The sequence below is a fragment of the Acinetobacter calcoaceticus genome (assembly GCF_051947995.1).
Classification (GTDB): domain Bacteria; phylum Pseudomonadota; class Gammaproteobacteria; order Pseudomonadales; family Moraxellaceae; genus Acinetobacter.
On record NZ_JBLVVH010000004.1, the window covers coordinates 34781 to 59213 of the forward strand.

22 protein-coding genes are annotated in these 24433 nt (G+C 44.9%); 10 read left to right on the forward strand and 12 right to left on the reverse strand.

The window, feature by feature from the left end; genetic code table 11:
- Positions 1 to 374: 374 nt before the first annotated feature.
- The gene (locus ACNQO6_RS08855; RefSeq protein ID WP_440208748.1) at positions 375 to 1112 is read right to left on the reverse strand and encodes a dienelactone hydrolase family protein; all 738 of its coding nucleotides are present in this window, start codon (positions 1110 to 1112) and stop codon (positions 375 to 377) included.
- A gap of 162 nt (positions 1113 to 1274) precedes the next feature.
- Positions 1275 to 1433 (reverse strand): DUF1328 domain-containing protein, encoded by a 159-nt coding sequence (locus ACNQO6_RS08860; RefSeq protein ID WP_004776391.1) that lies wholly within the window; start codon positions 1431 to 1433, stop codon positions 1275 to 1277.
- A 185-nt stretch (positions 1434 to 1618) separates the two neighbouring features.
- On the opposite strand from ACNQO6_RS08860, the gene ACNQO6_RS08865 reads away from it, so the two are divergent.
- The 7 genes from ACNQO6_RS08865 (at position 1619) to ACNQO6_RS08895 (ending at position 11464) form a co-directional block, all read left to right on the forward strand.
- Positions 1619 to 2071, forward strand: a complete 453-nt coding sequence (locus tag ACNQO6_RS08865) for a YcgN family cysteine cluster protein (protein WP_343580365.1) — start codon at positions 1619 to 1621, stop codon at positions 2069 to 2071.
- A 109-nt stretch (positions 2072 to 2180) separates the two neighbouring features.
- The gene (locus tag ACNQO6_RS08870; protein WP_440208749.1) at positions 2181 to 3344 is read left to right on the forward strand and encodes a PQQ-dependent sugar dehydrogenase; all 1164 of its coding nucleotides are present in this window, start codon (positions 2181 to 2183) and stop codon (positions 3342 to 3344) included.
- 25 nt (positions 3345 to 3369) lie between these two features.
- Entirely contained in the window at positions 3370 to 4557 is a 1188-nt protein-coding gene (ampC, locus tag ACNQO6_RS08875; RefSeq protein ID WP_440208750.1) for a class C beta-lactamase, read from the forward strand.
- An 83-nt stretch (positions 4558 to 4640) separates the two neighbouring features.
- Positions 4641 to 5912, forward strand: a complete 1272-nt coding sequence (locus ACNQO6_RS08880; RefSeq protein WP_155757722.1) for a replication-associated recombination protein A — start codon at positions 4641 to 4643, stop codon at positions 5910 to 5912.
- 150 nt (positions 5913 to 6062) lie between these two features.
- Positions 6063 to 8321 (forward strand): ATP-binding cassette domain-containing protein, encoded by a 2259-nt coding sequence (locus ACNQO6_RS08885; protein ID WP_440208751.1) that lies wholly within the window; start codon positions 6063 to 6065, stop codon positions 8319 to 8321.
- A 143-nt stretch (positions 8322 to 8464) separates the two neighbouring features.
- Positions 8465 to 9583, forward strand: a complete 1119-nt coding sequence (locus ACNQO6_RS08890; protein WP_440208752.1) for an acyltransferase family protein — start codon at positions 8465 to 8467, stop codon at positions 9581 to 9583.
- Positions 9584 to 9724: 141 nt separating this feature from the next.
- On the forward strand, positions 9725 to 11464 hold the full coding sequence (locus ACNQO6_RS08895; RefSeq protein ID WP_440208753.1) for an amidohydrolase: 1740 nt from the start codon (positions 9725 to 9727) through the stop codon (positions 11462 to 11464).
- A 39-nt stretch (positions 11465 to 11503) separates the two neighbouring features.
- On the opposite strand, the gene ACNQO6_RS08900 is transcribed toward ACNQO6_RS08895, so the two are convergent.
- The 4 genes from ACNQO6_RS08900 to dapA form a co-directional block, all read right to left on the reverse strand.
- Complete coding sequence (locus ACNQO6_RS08900; protein ID WP_440208754.1) at positions 11504 to 13912, reverse strand: TonB-dependent receptor plug domain-containing protein; 2409 nt, start codon at positions 13910 to 13912, stop codon at positions 11504 to 11506.
- 240 nt (positions 13913 to 14152) lie between these two features.
- The gene (purC, locus tag ACNQO6_RS08905) at positions 14153 to 14872 is read right to left on the reverse strand and encodes a phosphoribosylaminoimidazolesuccinocarboxamide synthase (protein WP_005228073.1); all 720 of its coding nucleotides are present in this window, start codon (positions 14870 to 14872) and stop codon (positions 14153 to 14155) included.
- 35 nt (positions 14873 to 14907) lie between these two features.
- Positions 14908 to 15513 carry a lipoprotein-34 precursor (NlpB) gene (locus ACNQO6_RS08910; protein WP_440208959.1) on the reverse strand — a complete coding sequence of 202 codons (606 nt, stop codon included), beginning with the start codon at positions 15511 to 15513 and terminating at the stop codon, positions 14908 to 14910.
- 15 nt (positions 15514 to 15528) lie between these two features.
- Positions 15529 to 16422, reverse strand: coding sequence for a 4-hydroxy-tetrahydrodipicolinate synthase (gene dapA / locus ACNQO6_RS08915; protein ID WP_343580423.1), 894 nt, complete (start codon positions 16420 to 16422; stop codon positions 15529 to 15531).
- Between the two features lie 292 nt (positions 16423 to 16714).
- Between dapA and pncA the strand changes: the two genes are divergently transcribed.
- From pncA to ACNQO6_RS08930, 3 genes are all read left to right on the forward strand, one after another.
- Entirely contained in the window at positions 16715 to 17353 is a 639-nt protein-coding gene (gene pncA, locus ACNQO6_RS08920; RefSeq protein WP_440208960.1) for a bifunctional nicotinamidase/pyrazinamidase, read from the forward strand.
- An 86-nt stretch (positions 17354 to 17439) separates the two neighbouring features.
- Positions 17440 to 17904 (forward strand): Lrp/AsnC family transcriptional regulator, encoded by a 465-nt coding sequence (locus tag ACNQO6_RS08925; RefSeq protein ID WP_005228065.1) that lies wholly within the window; start codon positions 17440 to 17442, stop codon positions 17902 to 17904.
- Positions 17905 to 18106: 202 nt separating this feature from the next.
- Complete coding sequence (locus ACNQO6_RS08930) at positions 18107 to 18745, forward strand: YitT family protein (RefSeq protein ID WP_005282267.1); 639 nt, start codon at positions 18107 to 18109, stop codon at positions 18743 to 18745.
- A gap of 84 nt (positions 18746 to 18829) precedes the next feature.
- Here the strand turns inward: ACNQO6_RS08930 and glmS are convergent, their stop codons facing one another.
- The 6 genes from glmS to ribH are packed head-to-tail and all read right to left on the reverse strand — an operon-like array spanning position 18830 to position 24422.
- Positions 18830 to 20668, reverse strand: coding sequence for a glutamine--fructose-6-phosphate transaminase (isomerizing) (gene glmS / locus ACNQO6_RS08935; RefSeq protein WP_440208755.1), 1839 nt, complete (start codon positions 20666 to 20668; stop codon positions 18830 to 18832).
- Between the two features lie 12 nt (positions 20669 to 20680).
- Positions 20681 to 22045: a bifunctional UDP-N-acetylglucosamine diphosphorylase/glucosamine-1-phosphate N-acetyltransferase GlmU gene (glmU, locus tag ACNQO6_RS08940; RefSeq protein ID WP_343580429.1), complete on the reverse strand. Its 1365-nt coding sequence runs from the start codon at positions 22043 to 22045 to the stop codon at positions 20681 to 20683.
- A 21-nt stretch (positions 22046 to 22066) separates the two neighbouring features.
- Positions 22067 to 22588: a phosphatidylglycerophosphatase A family protein gene (locus tag ACNQO6_RS08945; RefSeq protein ID WP_343580431.1), complete on the reverse strand. Its 522-nt coding sequence runs from the start codon at positions 22586 to 22588 to the stop codon at positions 22067 to 22069.
- The gene (thiL, locus tag ACNQO6_RS08950) at positions 22566 to 23483 is read right to left on the reverse strand and encodes a thiamine-phosphate kinase (protein ID WP_343580432.1); all 918 of its coding nucleotides are present in this window, start codon (positions 23481 to 23483) and stop codon (positions 22566 to 22568) included. The genes ACNQO6_RS08945 and thiL overlap by 23 nt, the downstream gene beginning before the upstream one ends.
- A gap of 15 nt (positions 23484 to 23498) precedes the next feature.
- Positions 23499 to 23948, reverse strand: coding sequence for a transcription antitermination factor NusB (gene nusB / locus ACNQO6_RS08955; RefSeq protein WP_004659763.1), 450 nt, complete (start codon positions 23946 to 23948; stop codon positions 23499 to 23501).
- Positions 23949 to 23951: 3 nt separating this feature from the next.
- Entirely contained in the window at positions 23952 to 24422 is a 471-nt protein-coding gene (gene ribH / locus ACNQO6_RS08960) for a 6,7-dimethyl-8-ribityllumazine synthase (RefSeq protein WP_004659764.1), read from the reverse strand.
- Between the last annotated feature and the right edge of the window lie 11 nt (positions 24423 to 24433).

The window sequence follows — 24433 nt, forward strand, 5'->3', positions numbered from 1 at the left end:
TAGTATAGCGGAAATAGGTCTTTCTGAGATGTTAAAATTCTGTTGAAACATAAACAGGGTATAGATCGCAAAGTATTTCAAACGTTTATTAAAGCTCAGTCGTTATTTGTTTTTGGATAGGTAGGATGGATGTAGTCCGTTGAGCTGTGGTATCAGGGGGTACCATCAGCTCAATAGAGGATTTTTGTCTACCTTGCGGAGTATACTCCTCACCTATGAAAAGTAAGTCATCGAAGACATGTCCTGAAATTCAATGAGAACTCGGTACGACTCCGTAATGCAGTCCAATAGTCAGCACCCATGCCGTCTTTGCACGAGCTTAAATATCCGAATGATGTTGACTGGGATTGACGTTTTGAAAAATCATTGACCGATTACTTCAAATGTTTATCCAACAGCTCATACATTGCTTCAAGCCCTTGGAGCTCTGCTTCTGCGTTATAACCCAAGTCAACATTGTTGGCTTTGGCGCGTTCATCCGCAAGCGGGTTACTGAAACCATGCTTGGCATCTTCAAAAATAATCACTTCGTGATCGACTTCAGCATCATGCATTTCCTGACGGAAATTGGCTACATCATCCAAAGTGACCATACTATCTAGCTCACCGTGTAGAACCAGAATCTCAGCCTTGACCTTGCCTTTTTCAGCCGGTGCTTTCGGGCTTAAGACTGCATGGAAGGTTGCAACTGCTTCGATTTCTGCACCTGAGCGAGCCAGATCCAGCACGACTTTTCCGCCATAACAGAAACCGATGGCCGCTAGTTTTTCAGCATTGACTTCCGGTTGGGTGGCTAACGTCTGTAGTCCTGCTTGCGCACGCTCCACAATCGTCTCTGGCTGTTCAAAGGTCTGGTTCATCCATGCTGACGCTTGCGGTACAGCCGTGGTAACTTTTTTATCGCCATACATATCAATCGCTAGTGCAGCAAAACCATGCGCTGCCAGCTCACGCGCGCGTTGTTCGGTATATTCATTACGGCCCCACCATTCAGGCGCAACAATCACCCCAGCAACTGGTTGATCAGTGACAGGTGTGGCGAAATAACCAATCAAGCGTTGGCCATCTGGAGCGGTGTATTCAATTTCACGTGTGTTGATCGTAAAGCTCATTCTATAATCCTGATCTGTATTTTTAGAATGCATTGATTAAAGCATAAAAAAACAAAATTGAAGATATGGTCAAATCACAAATGCTGCCGTCTGGGTCTTAGCTAGGCATAAAAAAAGAAGAATACGGAGATTCTTCTTTTTTTATTGAGTCAGGTTAAATCCTTAGACTTTACCTCTGGATATGAAACCAACGATAGCTAGGATCACGGCGACAACCAGTAAGATCACAGCGAAATCTTTGGATAAACCCGCAACCCCACCAAAACCTAATAAACTGGCAATGAGTGCGATTACAGCAAAAATAATGGCCCAACGGAACATGTCGTGTCCTCCTAATTTTTCGTTATGAATCTAATATAGCGTGGGTTTTTTGAACAAAATGTGGTGTTTCTGTGGTTCAAATGTTTAATACTTAAAGAAATGTTAAGCTGGAAATAAGATTGAAAAGCAAGACACAGGACAGCAATGCTATAATCAAACACTCGTTTGAAATAGAAACAACAGGTATGTCCGTCGAACTGCGTCCTAACTTCTGGAAACAATATCCGCTTGATCAGCTCAATGAAGCGGAGTGGGAAGCATTGTGTGATGGCTGCGGTTTATGCTGTCTGGTCAAACTGGAAGATGAAGAGACTGCCGAAGTTGCCTATACCAAAGTGTCATGCAAATTACTGGACTGTAAAACAGCACGTTGTTCGGATTATCCTAACCGTCAGCAGCAAGTACCAGATTGTATCCAGCTTACACCAGAGCAACTCACCACGATTTCATGGTTACCGCCGAGCTGTGCCTATCGTCGCTTGAGTGAAGGCAAGAACTTGCCCTCATGGCATTATTTAAATACCGGTTCGCGACAAAGCGTGATACGGGCCAAGAAATCTGCCGCGGGACGTTGTATCTCAGAAAGCGAGATTGATGAAGAGCAGATCGAAGACTATATCGTCCGTTGGGTACGCTAAAGCATATTGAACCCGATGTTCAAAATCTGCTTTGCATAAAACAACATTTTTACAGTATTTTGGTGGGTATATCTCCGTAAGATGAGTCTTATAACGAGGGAGATAAGCAATGAATAAATTACTGATAACACCTTTGATATGTAGCAGCTTTTTATTTTTGTTGGCCTGTGGCCCCAACAATACCAATTCAAAAACTCCTGATCAAAATACTGAGCAGCAGACCTCATCCGATACCGCACAGCAGAGATATCGCACAGAGACGGTGGCTTCATTTAATGAGCCTTGGGCAATCACCAGTTTGCCTGATCAGCGTTTGCTGATTACAGAACGTAAAGGACAGTTAAAATTATTCAATCCTGAAACCAAAACCAGTCTTGATGTTTCAGGCGTTCCTTCGGTGAGTTATGGTGGGCAGGGCGGACTTGGCGATGTGGTATTGCATCCCGATTTCAAGAAAAATCACTGGCTCTATTTGAGTTATGCCAGCAAGGGACAAGGTGGATACGGCGCGGTGATTTCACGTGCCAAACTGGATTTATCCAATCCGCAGCAACCTAAACTGACCGATGTAGAAACCATCTGGCAGCAAGTGCCGAAGGTTGCGGGTCAGGGGCATTATGGGCATCGGATGCTGTTTGGTTCAGATGGAAAGTTGTGGGTCAGTTCAGGGGAGCGACAAAAGTTTGATCCTGCTCAGGATCTAAAAACTAATCTCGGTAAAGTTCTACGCCTGAATGATGATGGTACCCCTGTGGCTGGTAATCCATTTCAGCAGCAAGGTGGCGTCACGGCAGAAATCTGGTCACTGGGTCATCGGAATCCACTCGGCATGGCCTTTGATGAGAAAGGACAACTCTGGGTGGTCGAAATGGGGCCTAAAGGTGGTGATGAGCTGAATCTGATCCTGAAAGGGGCCAACTATGGATATCCAAAAGTCTCCAATGGCGATCATTATTCTGGTTTGCCAATTCCTGACCACAGTACCCGTCCCGAGTTTAAAGCACCGGCAATTGACTGGACACCCGTGATTTCACCGTCCAGCCTGATCATTTATTCAGGTCAGCAGTTCCCCTTATGGCAACATAAGGCACTTATCGGTGGCTTATCTTCCAAAGCGATTGTGGTGGTGGACCTGAAAGCTCAACCAGTGCAAGAGATTCAGCGACTGGAGATGAAACAGCGGATTCGTGGTTTGCATCAGGCTCAAGATGGTTCGATCTGGGTCATTGAAGATGGTCCGCAAGCCAAGTTACTTAAACTCAGCGCTTCTTAATTATTAACTTAAAGTGAAATGATCCATGCCAAATTCAAAACGTCTCTCTGTTCCTGTAAAACAATTGCTTGTGCTTGCAGGACTTCTATCTGGCAGCGCGCCGCTTTGGGCACAACAGTTATCCGAGCAGCAGGTTCAGGTGATCGTTGATCAGCAATTCAAACCGCTTTTACAGCAGTACAAAATCCCGGGAATGGCGGTGGGGATCACTTTAAATGGACAACATTATTTTGTGAATTATGGCGTGGCTTCCAAACAGAGCCAACAGCCGATTCGCAACAGTACCTTATTTGAACTTGGCTCGGTGAGTAAGACCTTTAATGCAACCTTGGCAGGCTATGCACAGGCACAAGGCAAACTTTCCTGGTCTGATCATCCAGCCAAATATTTCCCTGAATTGAAAAATAGTGCAGTGAATCGTGCCACTCTATTGAATCTGGGCACCTACACCGCGGGCGGTTTTCCGTTGCAATTCCCGGATGAAGTGGTTCAGCAACAGGAGATGATCAAGTATTTTCAGGTATGGCAGCCGAAGACAACCATCGGCGCTGCGCGTCAATATTCCAACCCAAGTATTGGCTTGATGGGCTATGTCACTGCATTGGCAATGAAAAAGCCTTATACCGAATTGTTAGAAAAAACACTTTTTCCTCAGTTAGGTCTGAAACAAAGTTTCATTCAGGTGCCTGAGCAGCAGATGCCGAACTATGCATGGGGCTATAAAGTAGATCAGGCCATGCGGGTATCGCCTGGAATGTTTGATGCTGAAGCCTATGGCGTGAAAAGTAGCAGCGCGGACATGCTGAAATTTCTGGATGCGCAGATCAATCCGCAACAGTTGCAGCAGCCACTGCGGAAAGCCATTGAAAATACCCATGTCGGCTACTTTAAAGTCGGCGCGATGACACAGGGTCTGGGTTGGGAGCAATATGCGTATCCGGCGAAATTGGAAACCCTGTTACAGGGTAATTCCAGCAAAATGGCCTTAGAAAGCCATGCAGTGACTCCCATCGCGCAGCCAAAAATTGCTCCAGCAGCGACCTTCTTCAATAAAACCGGCGCGACTAACGGTTTTGGTGCTTATGCCGCCTTTATCCCGCAACAAAAGATCGGCATCGTGATGTTGGCCAATACCAATTTCCCGAATGAAGAACGGATTAAAGCCAGCTACCACGTGATCCAGCAACTGCTTCAGCACAACAGTGCGCAATAGAATGACGCAGTGAGTGCAGATTCAAATTGTAGATTTGTGTCAGACACAATAGACTAGGATAAAACAGCATAAAGCCATTGATGATGTCAGATACGCATATTCCTTTACCTGAACGTTTACGTCCTCGTGATTTGTCAGAAATTATCGGGCAGGATCATTTACTGGGCGACAACGCACCTTTACGTCAAATGATTGATCAGGGGCATTTGCCTTCGATTATCTTCTGGGGACCGCCTGGGGTAGGAAAAACCACGATCGCATTATTACTGGCGCAAGCGGTGGACCGTCCTTTTGTGAGTCTGTCTGCGCTGAATACGGGCGTGAAAGAGCTTCGGGAAGTGATTGCCGAAAGCGGAGATCTGTTGACGCCTGTGGTATTTATTGACGAAATACATCGCTTCAACAAGTCGCAGCAAGATGCCTTACTCAATGCTGTTGAGAAAGGCAAAATCACCTTGATTGGCGCGACCACGGAAAATCCTTCCTTCGAAGTGAACAGTGCGTTGCTGTCACGCTGTCAGGTCTATACCCTGAACAGTCTGGATGCAGATGCCATTCAAACCTTGCTGAATAAAGCGATTCAAACGGATAAGTTTTTAAAAGAACGTTTTATTCATATCGAAGAATATGATGCATTGATTCAATTCGCAGCGGGTGATGCGCGCAAGGCACTGAATCTGATTGACCTGATCGCCAGTACTTTTGAGCCTGACGTGGAAAATATGGTCACCAATGCGATTGTGGTCAAAGTGGCGCAGCAAAATATTGCCCGCTATGACAAATCCGGTGAGCAGCATTACGATCTGGTGTCGGCATTTATCAAATCTATTCGCGGGAGTGATCCGGATGCAACATTGTACTGGATGGCCCGTATGCTGAAAGGCGGTGAGGATCCGGTCTTTATCGCACGTCGTATGTTGATTGCTGCATCGGAAGATATTGGTAACTCTAATCCAAATGCCTTGTTGCTGGCGGGAGAATGTTTCCGTTCAGTACAGGCGGTGGGCATGCCGGAAGCACGGATTATTTTGGGCCAATGCGCTGTTTATCTGGCGACCAGTCCGAAAAGTAATAGTACTTATCTGGCGATTAACCGTGCCTTGGAGCTGGCAGAAAAAACGGCGAACTTGCCTGTGCCTTTACATCTGCGCAATGCACCGACCAAGTTGATGAAACAGCAGGGCTATGGCGTCGATTATCTCTACCCGCATAATTATCCTGAACATTTTGTATTACAGGAATATTTGCCACCTGAGCTACGCGGTACCAAGCTGTATGAGCGTGCCCTGAATAAGCGTGAAGTTGAAGGCGAGCGTTTACAACAGCGCCGTTGGCAGCAGCAAGATCAGCAATAATAAATTATCTCTAGTTTTATAGCGCTGGATGGTCACAGCTTTGGCGATCCAGTGCCGCATTACATCAATTTCATTTATTCATAAAAACAGCTACATCTCTCACATTCTTTTTGGCTTATCGTGGTTTTAAAGAGCATAGCGAGACGGCAGATGAGTAGCAGAACAATCAATATTTACGGCGCGCGGCAAAATAATCTTAAAAATATTTCATTGAAAATTCCCAAAAACAAAATCGTTGTGTTCACGGGTGTTTCAGGTTCAGGTAAATCTTCACTGGTTTTTGAAACCATTGGCGCCGAAGCGCAACGTCAAATTAATGAAACACAGGACAGTTTTGTGCGCAATCGCTTGCAGCATTTTGGGGTGGCGGATGTTGATAAAATTGAAAACCTGAATGTTCCCGTGATCATCAACCAGAAGCCCTTAACTGGGAATATCCGCTCAACCATTGCGACCATTACCGATATATATGCCAATTTAAGATTATTGTTTTCACGCATGGGGGAGCCTTTTGTGGGCTATTCGCATGTTTTTTCGTTCAATCATCCCAATGGCATGTGCCCGCAATGTGAGGGGATTGGTCTGGAACAGACCATTGATATCTATAAAATTCTGGATCTGGACAAATCTCTGAATGAAGGCCCCATCGACTTTCCGACCTATCAGCCCCATGCCTGGCGCTGGACCCGTTATGCCGACTCGGGCTATTTTGATCTGGATAAAAAGCTTAAAGATTATGATGCCGAAGAGTGGGAGCTTTTCTTACATGCAGCGCAGCATAAACCACGCCATCCTCGCCAAGACTGGAGAAAAACCGCCTTATATGAAGGTCTGATCCCACGGTTTGAGCGCAATTTTCTAAAAGGCGAAGCCCAAGAGCGCAACCGTTATCGCCATATTCTGGACAAGGTCATTATTGTCAAAAAATGCAGTCTCTGTCAGGGACAACGTCTGAATCAAACTTCGCTGAGCTGTAAGATACAGGGTAAAAATATTTCCGATTGTACCGCCTTATCGGTGGCTAAATTGCTGAATTTTATAGATTCGATCGAGAATGAAAAGCTGGAGACGGTATTACATGAAATTCGTAATAAACTGCATTATCTAAGTCTGGTGGGACTGAGTTATCTAACGCTGGATCGGGTCAGTAATACTTTATCGGGTGGCGAGTCGCAACGGATCAAAATGGTCAAGCATCTAGGCAATAGTCTGGTCGATCTGCTCTATATTTTTGATGAACCCAGTATTGGCCTGCATCCCAAAGACCTGGAAAATATCATCCAGATCATTCAAAAAATCAGGGACAAGGGCAATAGTGTGCTGCTGGTGGAACATGACCCAGACCTGATCCGGATTGCGGATCAGGTGATTGATATGGGACCTTTTTCCGGAAAAAACGGGGGTAAAGTGATTTATCAGGGCGGTTTTGCCGATCTGGAAAGCTCCTCGGGTTTAACCGGACAGTTTTTCCAGCGACCCAATCACTATAAACAGGTCCCACGCAGCAGTCCGGAAAAAATGACCATAAAAAATGCGCGGCTCTTTAACCTGAAGAATATTCGTGTTGATATTCCCAAGCATTGTCTGACCGTGGTAACGGGCGTTGCGGGCTCAGGTAAAAGTACACTGATGAGCAAAGTGTTACCGCAACAATATCCAGAAGTCAAAATCATTGATCAATCCGCCATAACTGCAACGATCCGGTCAAATTTACTGACTTATCTGGACCTGCTGGACAGCATTCGCCAGTTATATGCGAAACAGAATAAGGTCAGCGCGAAACTGTTTAGTTTTAACAGTGAAGGGGCCTGTCCGCAGTGTAAAGGTACAGGGATTGAGAAAATTGAGCTGGCCTTTCTGGATGATGTCGAAATGGTCTGTGAGGTCTGCCATGGCTCAGGCTATGCAGCGCAAGTCCTCAACTATCTTTATAAAGACAAGAACATTGCCGATGCTTTAAAAATGACGGTGGCAGAGGCGTATGAATTTTTTGAAGAAGCCAAATTAAAGCAACAATTCAGGACCTTGATGGATTTAGGACTGGACTATATTGCTATCGGGCAACGCCTGAATAGCTTTTCCGGTGGCGAGCGGCAACGCCTGAAACTCAGCCGTGAGCTTAATCAGACCGATAATATTTTTGTACTGGACGAGCCGAGTACAGGTTTGCATCCGTCTGATACGATTAAACTGATCCAGCTGCTAAATCGCATCGTTGATCAGGGCAACACGGTTATCGTGATTGAGCATAATCTGGAAATCATGACACAGGCAGACTGGATTATTGATATTGGTCCATTGGCGGGTGAACAGGGCGGAGAGCTGATGTTTGCAGGTCCTGTGAGCCAGTTATTAGAACATACCGAATCTTATACGGCGCATTATTTAAGAGATTATTTAAATCGCTAATCTCAAAAGATGGTAGGCTCTACCAGCAAGTCAGACTCATGTCATCACTTGGTATCGAGCATGATATTTTTGTAAGCGGCCCCTAGACACTCTGGATAAAAGGTCGCATCATCCCCGCTTATCAAGGATGATCAAACTTCAGCATGACCACAAACAAAATTAATGCAGCGGAAAGTATCCGGGGCTTGGCATGTCTCGCCGTTGTGTTGTCACATTTGTCTTTAACCTTCTTTCCCCAAATGCATAATTTTGGCTGGAGCAAGGTTCCCGGATATCCTGTTTTTGCACAATTACATCATTCTCCCTTGGCCTTCTTTTATTCAGGCACCGGCGCGGTCTTTGTCTTCTTTGTCTTAAGCGGCTTTGTCTTGGCCTTGTCCAGTTTTAAAAAACAGAATACCGCCATTCAGCTGAAACAGTCACTGATCAAGCGTTATCCGCGTTTGGCCATTCCGGCATTTGTCTCTTGTATTGTGGCTTATCTGGTCTGTTTTGTGCCTGTGGATGTGTCGCATGTTTCAGAATGGGGGGCTGCCTTAGCCAATCCACATCCCCAGCTGACCACGGCACTTTATGAGGGCAGTATCGGTGCATTTCTATTTGGAGATTCAAGCTACAACTGGGTGTTGTGGACCATGCAAATTGAATTGCTTGGCTCACTGGTGATTTATCTGGCCAGTTTTCTATATGGCAAACAGCCGATTGTATCTGGTCTCTTTTTGCTCCTCAGTGTTGCAGCCGCTTCCATGATTTCGCAAACTGTATTGCTTGGCATACTCAGCTTTATCCTGGGAATGGGGCTATTTCTGTATGCGGCAGAATTAAGCACCGCTATATCTATACTGTTGTTCTTGTCAGGACTGTATTTTTGCGGGGCACATAATAGTAGCTTGAGCTATCAGTTGTTTAGGTCATTTCTGGGCGAACAAACTTACGATTATCTGAATTTTCTTGGTGGCTTTCTGGTTGTGTATGCCGTATTAAAAGGCAAATGGCTGGCCCAGTGTTTTGATCGACGTGCTTTGGTGTTTCTGGGGAAAGTGTCTTTTTCAATTTATCTGATTCATTTGGCGATCCTGTATGCCTTGGGGATTCCATTCTTTAATCTTTTGCATGTGCAGCTGGCGTTCTCTTATTTCAATGCAGGATTGCTGGCGAGCCTGTTTACGATGTTGATCAGTATCGTTTTGGCGCAGTTGTATAGCCGTTATATTGATGATGCCGCGATTAAGCTATCGAACAAACTGGCGAAATTATTTTAGTCTTTGGGATGAGATCAGATTCTGTGCTGTAGCGCTTAAAAAATTGAATAAACATTACAAAAATAATCAGTGAATACTTTCTATTCGGCACAGAATCAGTTTTAATCAGAAAAGGCATAATAAAAATATGGGTTTAAAAATATGAACCGGAACCATCTACGTCAATGTGCATGGGTCACTTCTTTTTCAATTGTTCTATCAGGCTGTGCAACGTCATCCATCCCCGTCAGTTCCAGCGAAAAACTGTTTTATGGTGGGCCGATTCTGACCATGTCGGGCAATACGCCTGAATATGCAGAAGCGTTGTTCGTAAAAGATGGAAAAATCCGTTTTATTGGACCAAAACAGCAGGCTGAACGCTTGGCGGATAAAACAGTTCAAACCATTGATCTCAAAAATAAAACTTTATTGCCCAGCTTTATTGATGCGCATAGCCATGTGAATATGGTCGGTTTCCACCAGATGGTTGCCAATCTATATCCGCAACCTGATGGACAGGTCTCGGATATCAATTCACTGGTGAATGTGCTGAATAGCTGGAAAGTCCGGAATCCAGCTGTGATCAAAACCATGGGCGGCTGGATTTTGGGTAATGGCTATGATGATGCGCAACTCAATGAAAAAAGGCATCCTACCGCAGCCGATCTCGATCGCGTCTCAACCGAGCAACCGGTGATGATTTTGCATCAATCCGGACATTTGGCCTCTGTAAATCATAAAGCACTTGAATTGCTGAAGATTGATCAGAATACGCCGAATCCTGCGGGTGGCGTGATTCGCCGTGAAGCCCATTCAAATGTTCCAAATGGCGTGTTAGAAGAATCCGCTTTATTTAGCGCCATTGGCTCAATTTTTAAAGATGTACCTCCCGCGGTAATGTTCCAGATTGCAGAAAAAGGCATAGATGCCTATGTGAAAAATGGTTTTACCACCGTGCAGGAAGGGCGGGCAGATCAGGGCACCACGGAAATGTGGCACGCTCTAGCCAAGCAGAATCGGCTGCCAATAGATGTGGTGTCTTATCCAGATATCACCACCAGTAAAGACTACATGCTCAAACAGGGCAGCAGCCATCACTATGATCAGCATTTCCGTGTTGGCGGGGTGAAAATCAGTCTAGATGGCTCACCCCAAGGCAAAACGGCTTGGCTGACACAACCCTATGTTGTGCCACCGGAAGGCAAAGATAAGACATATAAGGGCTATCCTGCCATAAGTAATGATCAGCAGGTCAAGGACTATATCAATTTAGCCTTTAAGCAAGGTTGGCAGGTGCTTGCACATGCCAATGGTGATGCTGCGATTGATCAGTTTATTGGGGCAGTGAAAGATGCCACAGCAAAACAAGGACCAGCAGATCGTCGTAGCGTATTGATTCATTCACAAACCATCCGTGATGATCAACTGGATCAGCTTAAGGCCTTAGATATTATTCCTTCCTTCTTCTCGCTACATACTTTTTACTGGGGAGACTGGCATCGTCTGCAAACGCTAGGCGAAACTCGAGCTGCCCATATTTCGCCAACCGCAACGGCTTTAAAAAAGCATCTGATCTTTACCGAACATCATGATGCACCTGTGGTACCCCCGAGCAGTATGATGATGCTCGATGCCACGGTAAACCGAGTCACACGGAGTAATTATGTCTTGGGTGCAGATGAGCGCATTAGCCCTTATCTGGCATTAAAGTCCATGACAGACTGGGCTGCCTACCAATATTTTGAAGAGCAGCAGAAAGGAACATTAGCCCAGGGTAAACTGGCAGATCTGGTGATTCTGGACCAGAATCCGCTGACGATCCCAAGCCGTGAGATTAAAAACATTAAAGTGTTGGCAACCTATAAAGAGGGCAAACTGATTTATCAGGATTCAACCAATTAGGGTTATAAAGAACCGGGCAGAAGGCCCGGTTTTTGCTCATTACCAACGATAATTGATCTTGCCGTAATAGAACGCGCCATTAAAGCCAAAAGGCGAGAACTGGCTATAAGGCAAGCTGCCCCCTGTAGGTTGATTGATATCGTAGACATCTCGATCAGGATAAACATCGGTAATATTGTCGCCACCGACAGTGAAGTTCCAGTTTTGATATCGGTAAGACAACGCTAAATCCAGTAGCCATTTTGCCGAGAACTTTTGATCTTTGGCTTCGCCAGAATTACTAAAGGTTTTAAAACTGCCATAGCGGGTGAGATTGGTATTCACCGTGAAGTTGCCAAGCGTATAGTCATTGGCCAAACTGAATTTATGTTCAGGAGTACTGCCAGCCAATAAACCGTATTGCTCTCGACGATCCAGACGCGTAAGGTTAATGCCCAACGCATCTAAGATGGCTGGATTGCCATCCACATGGGTCACTTTATTTTTATTATAGTTGTAGGCCAGTGAGGTATTCAGTTCACCATAAGGCAAATCAGTCCATTTATAGGTCGCAACTAAGTCAACACCACGCGTGCGGGTATCGCTGGCATTGTTGAAATAACGAATTGTGTTGAAGTTGGTGTCGGTGATCCCTTTAGAATTCAGGTATTGGCGAACGGTCGCACTGCTGGCATTGATATTGGAGGACAGGCTAATCCGATTATCAATGTCGATTTGATAAGCATCCAGGGTCACATATAGTTGATCTGTAGGCGTCAAGACTAAACCCACGCTATAGTTTTTAGATTTCTCTGGCTTAAGTTGTTCCGCACCAAGTAGTTGAGCAACATTTGCGCTTGTAGGGAAGGTCCCTGCTTCGACCAGTTGACCATTGACCAGTTGTGAGGAGGTCTGAGCAAAATATTGTTGAGCCAGACTTGGCGCGCGGAAACCTGTAGAGGCGCTACCGCGTAGTGCAAGCGCAGGATGAATGGCATAACGCAAAGACAATGACGCATTATCGGTATGACCAAAATCATTGTAATATTCATGGCGATAGGCTGTAGAGGCGGACAGTTTCTCGGTTAAGTTGGCCTCCAGGTCCAGATAAGCTGCATAACTGTCGCGAGACCATTCACCTGCATCGGCAGCACGAAAGCCTGCTAGTCCAGAAGAACCGCTTTTATAATAGGAAGCTGGATCACCGGCTTGGATCTGATATTTCTGATTTAGATATTGCGTACCAAAGGCAACATTCAGCGGGCTGGCGAGTGCGGCCAGATTAAACTCACGGGAGAGATCAACATTCACGACCGTCTGAGCATTTTTCAGCGTACCATTTTGGAAGCCAAAAGGCGTGGCAGCAGTGTCTTTATAAAGATCGACATTGATGGTTTTGGTATCCACATCATAACGGTTCGAACCATAATTCACCGAGGCATCATAATGCCAATCTGACCAATCGCCTTTGATCCCTGCAACCGCAGCAAAGTCATCGAGTTGGCCCTGAATAATCGGTAGATAGCCGTTTGGATAAAGGGCAGGAATATTATTGGAAGCATTGCTTAAGCGATAGAATCCAGCGGTCTCTGCATTACGGTGGCTATAGGTTGCAAAGGAATACAGTTCAGTATGATCGCTGAGATCATAACCCAGATTGACGGCTGCCTTGACCTCGTCAGAATCAGGATCCCCAAAACGGAAAGTACGCTGCCCATAGGTGGTTGATTTGGGATCACGCAGGTCAGGGCCAGCACGATTGGTGGCCTGATTGTCTTGCCATTCCCCTGAAAAGATTGCATAACCATAATTATTCAGTTTGGTGCCACCAGAAACAAAGGATTGCTTTTGTTCACCATCGCCTTTGTTATAAATGCCGTATTTAATCCCCGCTTCGCCATGTTTGGGATTGGATTTCAAAATAATATTAATCACCCCAGCAATCGCATCGGAACCATAGCGAGCTGATGCACCTTCACGTAAGACTTCGACACGGCTAATCGCGGAGATCGGAATCGCATTTAAATCGGTTGGGGCTGAACCACGGCCAATGGTACCGCCAAGGTTAATAAAAGCGCCTGTATGGCGCCGTTTACCATTCACCAAAACCAGCACCTGATCAGGTGCCAGTCCTTTTAGCTGGGCAGGACGGACCAGTTCTGTTCCATCCACCACGGTTGGACGTGGAAAATTAATGGAGGGAATAATTCGAGACAGTGCCGTGCCCAGTTCATTGGAACCAGTACGTTCAGTCAGTTCTTTGGCACTAATTACATCAATCGGCTGTAAGGATTGCGTTTGCGAGCGATTGTTAGCACGGGTTCCTGTGACGACAACGGTGGCGAGGGTTTTGACCTGTTCTGGATCATTCGGAGGGTTCTCGGCTGCGTGCACCGTGCTATATAGTGCAAGCAAAATCAGGCTCGCACTCAGACTTAAAGGAAAATTTCTTAAAATAGGAGAATTCATTTTTGTGTTCTGCCCCAAGTTCTGTAAACATTTGTGAACATGGTAGGAGGATCAAAAAAAATTCAAAAACAATATAAAAACATAAGGTTAGAAAAAAACTCGCAAAGCAATGGCTATGAATTTTAAGTTAATGATTTATATAGTATTGATTTTTAAAATGAAGTTACTCATTTTTGAATAGGCAATAAAAAAACCAGCCCGAATGGACTGGTTTTTTTAGAAGGAATTGCTTAGCCAGGCTTAGATGTCATCTAGCTTAATGCCTAAACGTGCCGCAACTTCTTCATATGCTTCAACCACACCACCTAAACCTTGGCGGAAACGGTCTTTATCCAGTTTTTTCTTGGTATCTTTATCCCATAAACGGCAACCGTCTGGAGAGAATTCATCACCCAATACGATGCGGTCGTGGAACACGCCGAATTCAAGTTTGAAATCGACCAGAATCATATTACCTGCATCGAATAATGCTTTAAGTACATCATTGACCTGGTAAGTGAGTTCTTTCATTTTTTCCAGCTGTTCAGCAGTCGCCCAACCTAAAGCAATCGCTTGAGATTCATTCACCATTGGATCGCCAAGCGCGTCATCCTTGAAGAATAACTCAAATGTTGGTGGTGTTAATTCCTTACCTTCTTCAACGCCTAAACGACGGCAAAGTGAACCAGCAGCATAGTTACGAATAACGCATTCAACAGGGATCATCTGAAGTTTTTTAACCAATACTTCAGTTGGAGAAAGCAATTTTTCAAAATGCGTTTCAATACCTGCTTCAGCCAGTTTATCCATGATGAAGGCGTTAAAACGGTTGTTGACCTTGCCCTTACGATCGAGTTGCTCGATTTTTTCGCCATTGAATGCCGAGGCATCATCACGGAAGACTAAAATCAGGTGATCAGCGTTATCTGTTTCATATACAGATTTAGCTTTACCAGTATAGAGCAAGGTTTGTTTTAACATGAGGGAACCTTTTGAAAAAAATGCCTAGTAAACGACTAGGCTGGCCAGTTTTGGTAAATCTGGGCTAATACTTCCGTTGCAACCGCAGGGTCTGCAAAGGTTGTATCAAGTTTGAACAATGCAATGGTATTGCTTGAGCCAACAGCCGTAAGCTTGAGTAGATAGTTTTGCTCACCGACTTTAATGGTGGCTTCATAGCCATGATCTGCCTGAGAGATGACTTTGTAGTTGAGGCTGCTCACCGTTGCAAAGGTATATTGCCAAGCCGTTGCAGTCGGTCCATCCACTTTCAGCAATGGATTTTTATTCCCATCCATCACCAGTTGTGGGCGACCCAGGCTGGTTGCTGTTGCTTCAGTTGTATTGCTAGGTGCAGTTTGCACTGACTCTGGGCGAGGAAGTGCATAACGGTTGCCGGTCTTGTTTTCAAATGTCGGTGCATGTTCAATCGCAAGCGGGTCAACCGTTGGTGCCGGATACAATGGCGTAAATGGTCTTACCGTTGCATTCTCAGGGAACTTGAGTGGTTCAAGCGCTTGCGCTTTTTTATAATCTAAAGAATGATTATTGAGGGCAAAACGACCACAACCAGCCAAACTTAAAGCTGAAATGACTAGGACAACACCAAGACGTAATTGCATCATAAATTGCTCGTATTAAATAATTCCCGCAGTTTTCAAATCTGTGCGGAGAGGTTCACGATATTGTTCTGCTAGAGCGGTAAGTGGCAGGCGTAAACCCGTACTGATATATCCCATCTCATGCAACGCCCATTTCACAGGAATTGGGTTTGATTCGCAAAACAAAATATTGTGTAGATTTGCAATTTGCTGATTCAGACTTTGTGCTTTGGCTTGATCGCCCGCTAATGCAGCTTCACAAACCTCGCTCATTTGTTTTGGTGCAACATTGGCCGTCACCGAAATATTACCTTTCGCACCACGCAAGATCAGTTCCCAAGCCGTTTCATCATCACCTGAGTAGACTGCGATTTTACCCTTTAAACCTTCGATGAGGGCTTGACCGCGAGGTACATCGCCGGTTGCATCTTTAATCCCAACAATGTTTTTAATATCAGCAAGACGAATCACAGTCTCGTTTTGCATATCTACGCCAGTACGACCTGGAACATTATAAAGAATTTGTGGAATATCAACTGCTTCAGCAATTGCTTTATAGTGTTGATATAAGCCTTCTTGGGTGGGTTTATTATAATATGGCGTTACCAGCAAGGCGGCATCTGCACCGAGTTCTTTCGCTGCTTTGGTCAGCTCAATCGCTTCGCGTGTGGAGTTTGCACCGGTACCCGCAATAATCGGGATGCGTTTATTGGCTACACGAATCACTTCTTTGATGACTTGTGTGTGTTCTTCCATGCTTAATGTTGAGGCTTCGCCCGTTGTGCCAACAGCAACAATACTATGTGTACCTTGTTGGATGTGCCACTCAACGAGCTTCTCAAGGCTCTTCCAATCTACGCGACCATCTTCAAACATAGGGGTGACGAGTGCGACAATTGAGCCTTGAATATTCTGTGCTAGCTGAGTCATTTTAAAAAACTATCCTATTTTCCCATCCGAGATTGAATTAGTTGAAACGAAATAGTGGATGGTTGCAGTATTTTGATTCGTCGTCCAATAATGAATTCGATTGAATGACAATTATGCAAATTATGACTGATCAGCGGCATAAGAACAATATGCTTTAGTCAAACAGCCGAAAACTTTAATTCAACTTTTACCTGAATAATTTTCATGTTAAGAAAAATTCAGTTGAAAGTAGCCAGACGATAAGGAGCAGCGTATGTTAGAAAGGAGCCAGCAATCCAGAATGAATCACAATATGCATACACATGTGAAACAGAGCGCACTCATTGTTGTTGATGTACAAAACGGGTTTACCCCAGGTGGAAACTTGGCAGTCACGGATGCCGATCAGATTATTCCTGTCATTAATCAGCTGGCGCGACAGTTTGAAATGGTGGTGCTGACACAAGACTGGCATCCAGAACAACATATTTCTTTTGCTGACAATCACGAAAATAAAGCGCCTTTTGAAACCATTGAATTGCCTTATGGCACACAAGTATTGTGGCCCAAGCATTGTGTGCAGGGCACAGCGGATGCCGAATTTCATCCGGCGCTGGATATTCCAACGGCGCAGTTGATTATCCGTAAAGGTTTTCACCCCGAGATTGACAGTTATTCTGCTTTTATGGAGGCAGATCGTAAAACACCGACTGGTCTCAACGGCTATTTAAAAGAACACCAAATCGATACAGTCTATATTGTGGGAATTGCCACTGATTTTTGTGTGGCATGGACCGCATTGGATGCCGTACAGATGGGTTTTACAACCTATGTGATTGAGGATGCCTGTAAAGCCATAGATTTGAATGGTTCATTGCAGAGTGCATGGCAGAGCATGTTGGCGCAAGGCGTGCAGCGTATTCAGTCGGGTACTATTTTGGCATCAGCTTGAGCTGCCTGAGCGAAAGGCGTTAAACTTCTGGAAAATGATGGATCAGCATCCGCTAAATCATCACTTAAGGCAGAATTGAGCATTTTATGACAGTCGAACTCGATGATTTTGATCAGAAAATTATTCATCATTTACAAATGAATGGGCGTTTGGCCAATCAGGAACTGGCTGAACTGGTGGGGTTGTCGACCTCGCAATGTTCACGCCGTCGTGTTCAGCTGGAACAGAAAAAAATCATTACTGGCTATTATGCGCAAATTGCATTGAGCGCTGATCCTGCGCCAATCATGGGCATTATTGAAGTGAAATTACAGAATTATCATGATGCGACCCACGATCGCTTTGTGGAGTTTCTTCTGAATGAACCGGCAGTGAAAGATATTCATAAACTGACCGGAAGTTATGACTTTGCCCTGAAAGTTGCAGTGAAAAATCTGGATGAAATGGTCAAGTTGATCGGTATTCTCTCTTCGCAAACCTTTGGCGTCAGCAATCTGAATACCTCGATTGTTTTGGAAAAGCTCAAGGAAAACGGGATCGCGATTAAATAAAAACGGATTTCCCATAAACGGGAAACACGCGCTGATTGAAAATAGGCTGTTTATACGGAATGGCTTATTTTGAATATAAATTGCATGTATGGCAAAAATATAAGAATAAATTGCGTATTTAGAATAAAAATGATCAAATATGCCGCCCTTTCTTTGAAAGGCGTCTCTCCCTTCTGCTGTTCCGTGATTGAGTTGGATCTTTATGAATACCGAGCAAAATGTATCTCTGGTCAGTCCAGTCGTGCCTATTATTGACCAACATTCCAAAATTGAAGATGCGTTGGCACTATTGACGGGAACATTTATCCTTTCTTTTGCCATGACCTTATTACAGCAAGCCGGCATTATGACGGGCGGTACAGCAGGTCTGTCTTTGCTACTGCATTATATTACCGACATCAAATTTGGTATTTTATTTTTCTTTATCAATATCCCGTTCTATTATTTTGCCTATAAGAAAATGGGGATGGCATTGGTGGTAAAAACCTTTATCGCTGTTGCCTTGCTGGCCGGGTTTACTGCCCTCATTCCGCAATTTTTTCATCTCTCTGATGTTCATCCGATTTATGCGGCGATTTTTGCCAATGTCTTGATGGGGGTGAGTTTCCTGATTTTATTTAGACATCGTTCCAGTTTAGGCGGTATCAATTTACTGGCTTTATATTTACAGGAACGCTTCAATATTCCAGCGGGTAAGGTACAGTTGGGAATTGATCTGGCAATTTTGCTCACGTCGCTGCTGTTCGTCGACTGGAAGTTGATTCTGGTTTCAATCATGGGCGTGGTTATTCTTAATTCGATTATTTTACTGAATCATAAAACCACACGCTATATTGCATAAAATTATTTTAAATTATTGTTTTTATATAAATTAATAAACTGTAAAAGCAGGGAAGAAGGGCGAACCCTTCTTCTCTTTCTCTCTTTATTCTACCGTTACACTCTTGGCAAGGTTACGCGGTTGATCGACATCGGTTCCACGTAATACGGCCACATGGTAAGACAACAGTTGTACAGGGACGCTGTAAATGATTGGTGCTAACCATTCATTGACAGCTGGAACATGCACAACATGCTGACGGTCTTTGCCATGGATACCGCTATTTTCATCTGCGAAAACAAACAGTTCACCGCCACGGGCCTGTACTTCTTCCATGTTCGATTTGAGTTTGTCGAGCATGTCATCCTGCGGAGCTAAAATGACCACCGGCATTTCATTATCCACCAAAGCCAGTGGGCCATGCTTCAATTCACCTGCAGCATAGCCTTCAGCATGAATATATGAAATTTCTTTTAGCTTCAATGCGCCTTCAAGTGCGATTGGGAAATGCGTACCGCGACCCAAGAACAGGCAGTGATTTTTTTCAACAAAAAGCGCTGACAAACGCAGAATTTCAGTATCACCCTGTAAGGTATCCAAAATCACTTTCGGGCAATGCCATAATGCAGTGGTGATTTCATTGAGCTGTGTATCAGACAGGCGTTGTTTCACCTGACCGATTTTCAGGATCAATAACATCAATGCTGCAAGTTGGGTGGTAAAGGCTTTGGTTGAAGCCACCCCGATTTCAGGGCCCGCCAGTGTCAGTAAATGATGATCTGTTTCACGAACCATAGAGGAGGTCGCAACGTTACAGATGGTCATGGTGCTGATGTCAATGTTATTGGCTTTGGCACGTTTTTGGGTTTCACGTAATGCAGCCAAGGTATCTGCCGTTTCACCAGATTGAGAAATACAGATATACAAGGTATTTGCCACAATCACAGGGGTGCGGTAACGGAATTCGCTTGCGATTTCAACCTGGCACGGTACGCCAATTAATTGTTCGAACCAGTATTTGGCAATCATGCCGGCATGATAGCTGGTACCACAGGCAATAATTTGAATTTGCTGGATTTTACTGAAATCTGCATCGGCATGATTGAGGAAGTCTTCGCGTAAGCTATTGCCATTCAATGCCTGAGAAATAGTTTGCTGGATAGCTTCAGGTTGCTCATAAATTTCTTTGAGCATGAAGTGCTTATATTCACCCTTAGACGCATTGCTAACGGTCGCATCTAATTCCTTGACTGGACGCTGTACAAGCTCGCCGTTAACAAAAACTTCAATACTGTTACGGGTTAAGCGTGCAATATCGCCTTCTTCTAAATAAACGAAGCGATTGGTCACAGGCAATAAGGCCAACTGGTCAGAACTGATAAAGTTCTCGCCGATCCCGACCCCAATCACCAGTGGTGAACCTTCACGTACGGTGATCAACTCGTCTGGGTGTGCGGTATGCACAATACCCAGTGCATAAGCACCTTTCAGGCGAGGGGTAATCTTTTGTACTGCTTCTAGCAGACTATCGGTTTGCTTGAGTGCATCATTCACCAGATGCGCCACAACTTCGGTATCGGTTTGTGAGGTAAAGACATAACCCAAAGCTTGTAATTCATCTTTAAGTTCTTGATAGTTTTCGATAATACCGTTATGGACTACTGCAACATTGCCAGAAACGTGAGGATGCGCATTGTTTTCAGTCGGCTTGCCGTGGGTTGCCCAGCGGGTGTGTGCAATCCCTACATTGCCGGTTAAATGTTGTTCTGCTACAGCTTCAGCCAGATTAGCCACTTTACCCACGCGACGTTCACGCAAGATTTGCTGTTTATTCAATAAGGCTAAACCTGCAGAGTCATAGCCACGATATTCCAGACGCTTGAGACCTTCGATCAGAATCTCGGTTACACAACGTTCAGCAACGCCACCAACAATACCACACATAATTTTATCCTCTTATTTTTTCAGTTTTTGGGGACGTTGATAATCCGCTTTTTCAAACTGCTTTGATCGTTCCACTGCCAAACTACGCTCAGCCACATCTCGGGTTAAGGTAGATCCCGCACCTGTAGTCGCACCCTGACCGATTCTGATCGGTGCGACCAGTGAGTTATTGGTGCCAATAAAGACATGATCTTCAATAATGGTACGGTGTTTGTTGGCTCCGTCATAGTTGCAGGTAATGGTGCCTGCCCCAATATTACAGCCTGCACCAATGTCAGCATCACCCAGATAAGTGAAATGATTGGCTTTAGAACCCAGACCGATATTTGAATTCTTGACTTCAACAAAGTTGCCGATATGAACGTCATTGGCAAGATTAGCGCCTGGACGTAAGCGTGCGAAAGGCCCAATCTGGGTATTTTCGCCAACAACCGCATTTTCAAAAATACTATAGGCCTGTACTTTGGTTCCGGCAGCGATACGGGTGTTTTTTAAGATACAGCCTGCACCGAGCTGGACGTTATCACCCAGTTCACAGTCACCTTCAATAATGACATTGATATCAATCTGCACATCCTGACCGCACTTGAGATTCCCACGTAAATCAAAACGATTCGGGTCAATCAAATGCACGCCCTGTTCCATCAGTTCTTTGGCTTGCTGTTGCTGGAATTGACGTTCCAAAGTCGCCAACTGGAGACGGTTATTGACACCATCCACCTCAAAGGCCAGTTCTGGTTCAACTGAGGCAACTTCCATTCCGTCCGCAATGGCCATTGCCACAATATCGGTCAGATAATATTCGCCTTGGGCATTTTCATTGGAAAGTTGAGGCAACCACTGATGCAGTTTTGCATTACTCACCGCATAAATACCGGTATTAAATTCTTTAATCTGGCGTTGTGCCTCGCTGGCATCTTTATGCTCAACAATGGCCTGAATTTTACCGTCTTGACGGACAATGCGGCCATAGCCTGTGGCATCTTCTACGGTCAGTGTTACCAAGCCAATGCCAGTCTGTGTAGCGGCATCTAATAATTTTTGTAGGGTATTGGCATGAATACACGGAACATCACCGGATAAAATCAGCGAAATGCCGTCTTGTGGTAGTACCGGTAAGGTCATTTGGACCGCATGGCCGGTACCTAATTGTTCTGCTTGCTCAACCCATTCAACCTGTTCAGTTGCAAAGCGTTGTTTAACCAGCTCGCCGCCATGTCCATAAATCGTAATAATATTATCGGCATGTAACTTTTTTGCTGTCTGGATCACGTGTCCAAGCAATGGACGTCCTGCAAGCGGTTGTAATACTTTTGGTAATTGTGAACGCATTCGCGTTCCTTTTCCTGCTGCAAGAATAATAACAGTTGTTGACATAACTAACTCTAATTCAATGGCTTAAGTCAAAATGTAAAAATGGATAATAAAAATACACAGTGCTGCCCAGAGTCCTGCAATCAGGTCATCCAGCATGATCCCGAATCCGCCAGAGACTTTCTGGTCTGCCCAGCTGATCGGGAAAGGTTTCCAGACATCAAATATACGGAATAAAATGAAACCGGCAATGACCCATACCCAGTTCACTTGTTGTAAATAAAGTAAAGGCAGCAGAGTAATGGATTGTCCTGCAAACTCATCCCATACAATACGTCCATCGTCGTGAACGTTGATCACTTTTGCGGTATGTCCACAAATATAAATACCGATCAAAGACATGAAAATGACGGCAATGATGCTGGCAGGCAGACCGAGATAAACCCAGAGCGGGGTAAATAACAGGGCAAAGGCCGAACCAAAGGTCCCCGGCGCTTTAGGTGCTAAACCAGAACCGAAACCGACACCGCAAAACACGATGAAACGGTCAAACCAAGACATCTGGTTAAAGTGAATGGGAGGTTTATGCAAAGTGTTGGTATCCATGAACATGTAACGGGCAAGGTTCGCCCTGATACTCAAATAACAATCCAGTTTGTTGGGTAATTTCGCCGATTATTGTAATCGGAACATCTAATTGTTGTCGCGACAGTTCTTTAAAGTTTTGCGGTGATATTGTAAAGCATAATTCGTAATCATCACCGCCAGCAAGGGCATAATGCCAAGCCTGTTGCAGATCGAGTTGTTTTAGTGATGGATCTAACGGAAGTTGGTCGAGCTGTAATTTTGCACCGACATTGGATGCCTTAAGAATATGACCCAGATCCTGAGCTAGGCCATCGGACACATCAATCATGCTGGAGGCTAGGCCTTTCAACTGCTGGCCGAGTTGGCAGCGTGGTGTTGGATAATCCAGACGTTGTTGCAGGGCATGCCCAAGATGTTGCAGGCCAAAGGCTGCATCCCCGACTTGTCCACTGACACAAATATAATCGCCAACCTGAGCACCTGCACGGGTAATCGCCTGCCCTTGCTCAATCCAGCCCAGGGCGGTCACACTGATGGTGAGTTGGGTACTTTGGGTGGTGTCGCCTCCGATCAGGCTGACCCCAAATTGATCGCAGCAATCGAAAAGCCCTTGGCTAAATCCGGCCAGCCAGTCATGATCTACTATCGGCAAGCTGAGTGCCAGTAAAATACTGTGGGGTCTTGCGCCCATGGCAGCCAGATCCGATAAATTGACGGCGACACTTTTCCAGCCAATCGCATGCGCTACAGTATCTAGGGGAAAATGTCGGCCAGCAACCAGTGTATCTGCACAGATCACCAATTGTTGCGAGGGAGGGGGAGTGACGATGGCTGAGTCATCACCGATGCCTAAATTTACATCTGCATTGGATGTGCGCTTAAAGTAGCGCTCAATAATGGAAAACTCAGCCATACAACATCAAGCCTATTATTTTGCTTGTTGTTTTTCAGCTTCACGAAGTTTTGATGAAAGACGGTCTAATACACCATTGATGTATTTATGGCTGTCTGCACCACCAAAGTGTTTCGCTAACTCAATTGCTTCATCAAGTACAACACGATACGGAACTTCGAGATGATCTCGGAGTTCATAAGCGCCTAAACGCAAAGTTGCAAGCTCTACACCATCAAGCGCAGTGAGCTCACGGTCAAGTACCGGGATGAGTAACTCATCTAAGGCTTCATGTTGAGCAACCACTTGAGTGAGCAATTCATGATAATAGTTGAGGTCAACTTTGTGCATCGCATTTTCAACACGTGTGCGTGCTTCAATTTCGTGTACAGGGTTATGACTCATTTGCCATTCATAAATCCCTTGTACAGCAAAACGACGTGCTTTGCGTTTCGCTGCATAAGCGGCCTGAAGTGTTTGCGACATGCTTTAAATTGCCTTTAATAAGTTAACCATTTCGATTGCAGTCAATGCAGCTTCGCTACCTTTGTTACCTGCTTTCGTACCAGAACGTTCAATTGCTTGTTCAATGCTGTCTGTCGTCAAGACACCATTGATCACTGGCATTGTGCTTTCAAGTGCAACTACACCTAAACCTTTCGCACATTCGCCTGCAACAAAATCAAAATGTGGCGTGCTACCACGAATCACTGCACCTAATGCAATGATGGCATCAAATTTATTTGAAGCCGCTAATTTTTTCGCAACGATCGGCAGTTCCCATGCACCTGGTGCATGAATGACTGTAATCGCATCTTCTGAAACGCCATGACGTTTTAACGTGTCGATTGCGCCTTCAAGTAAATGTTCAACCACGAAGCTGTTGAAACGACCCACTAAGATCGCATAACGACCTTCGCTTGCGAGATGTAATAAACCTTCAATACGGCGAATTGCCATAGCAACCTCGA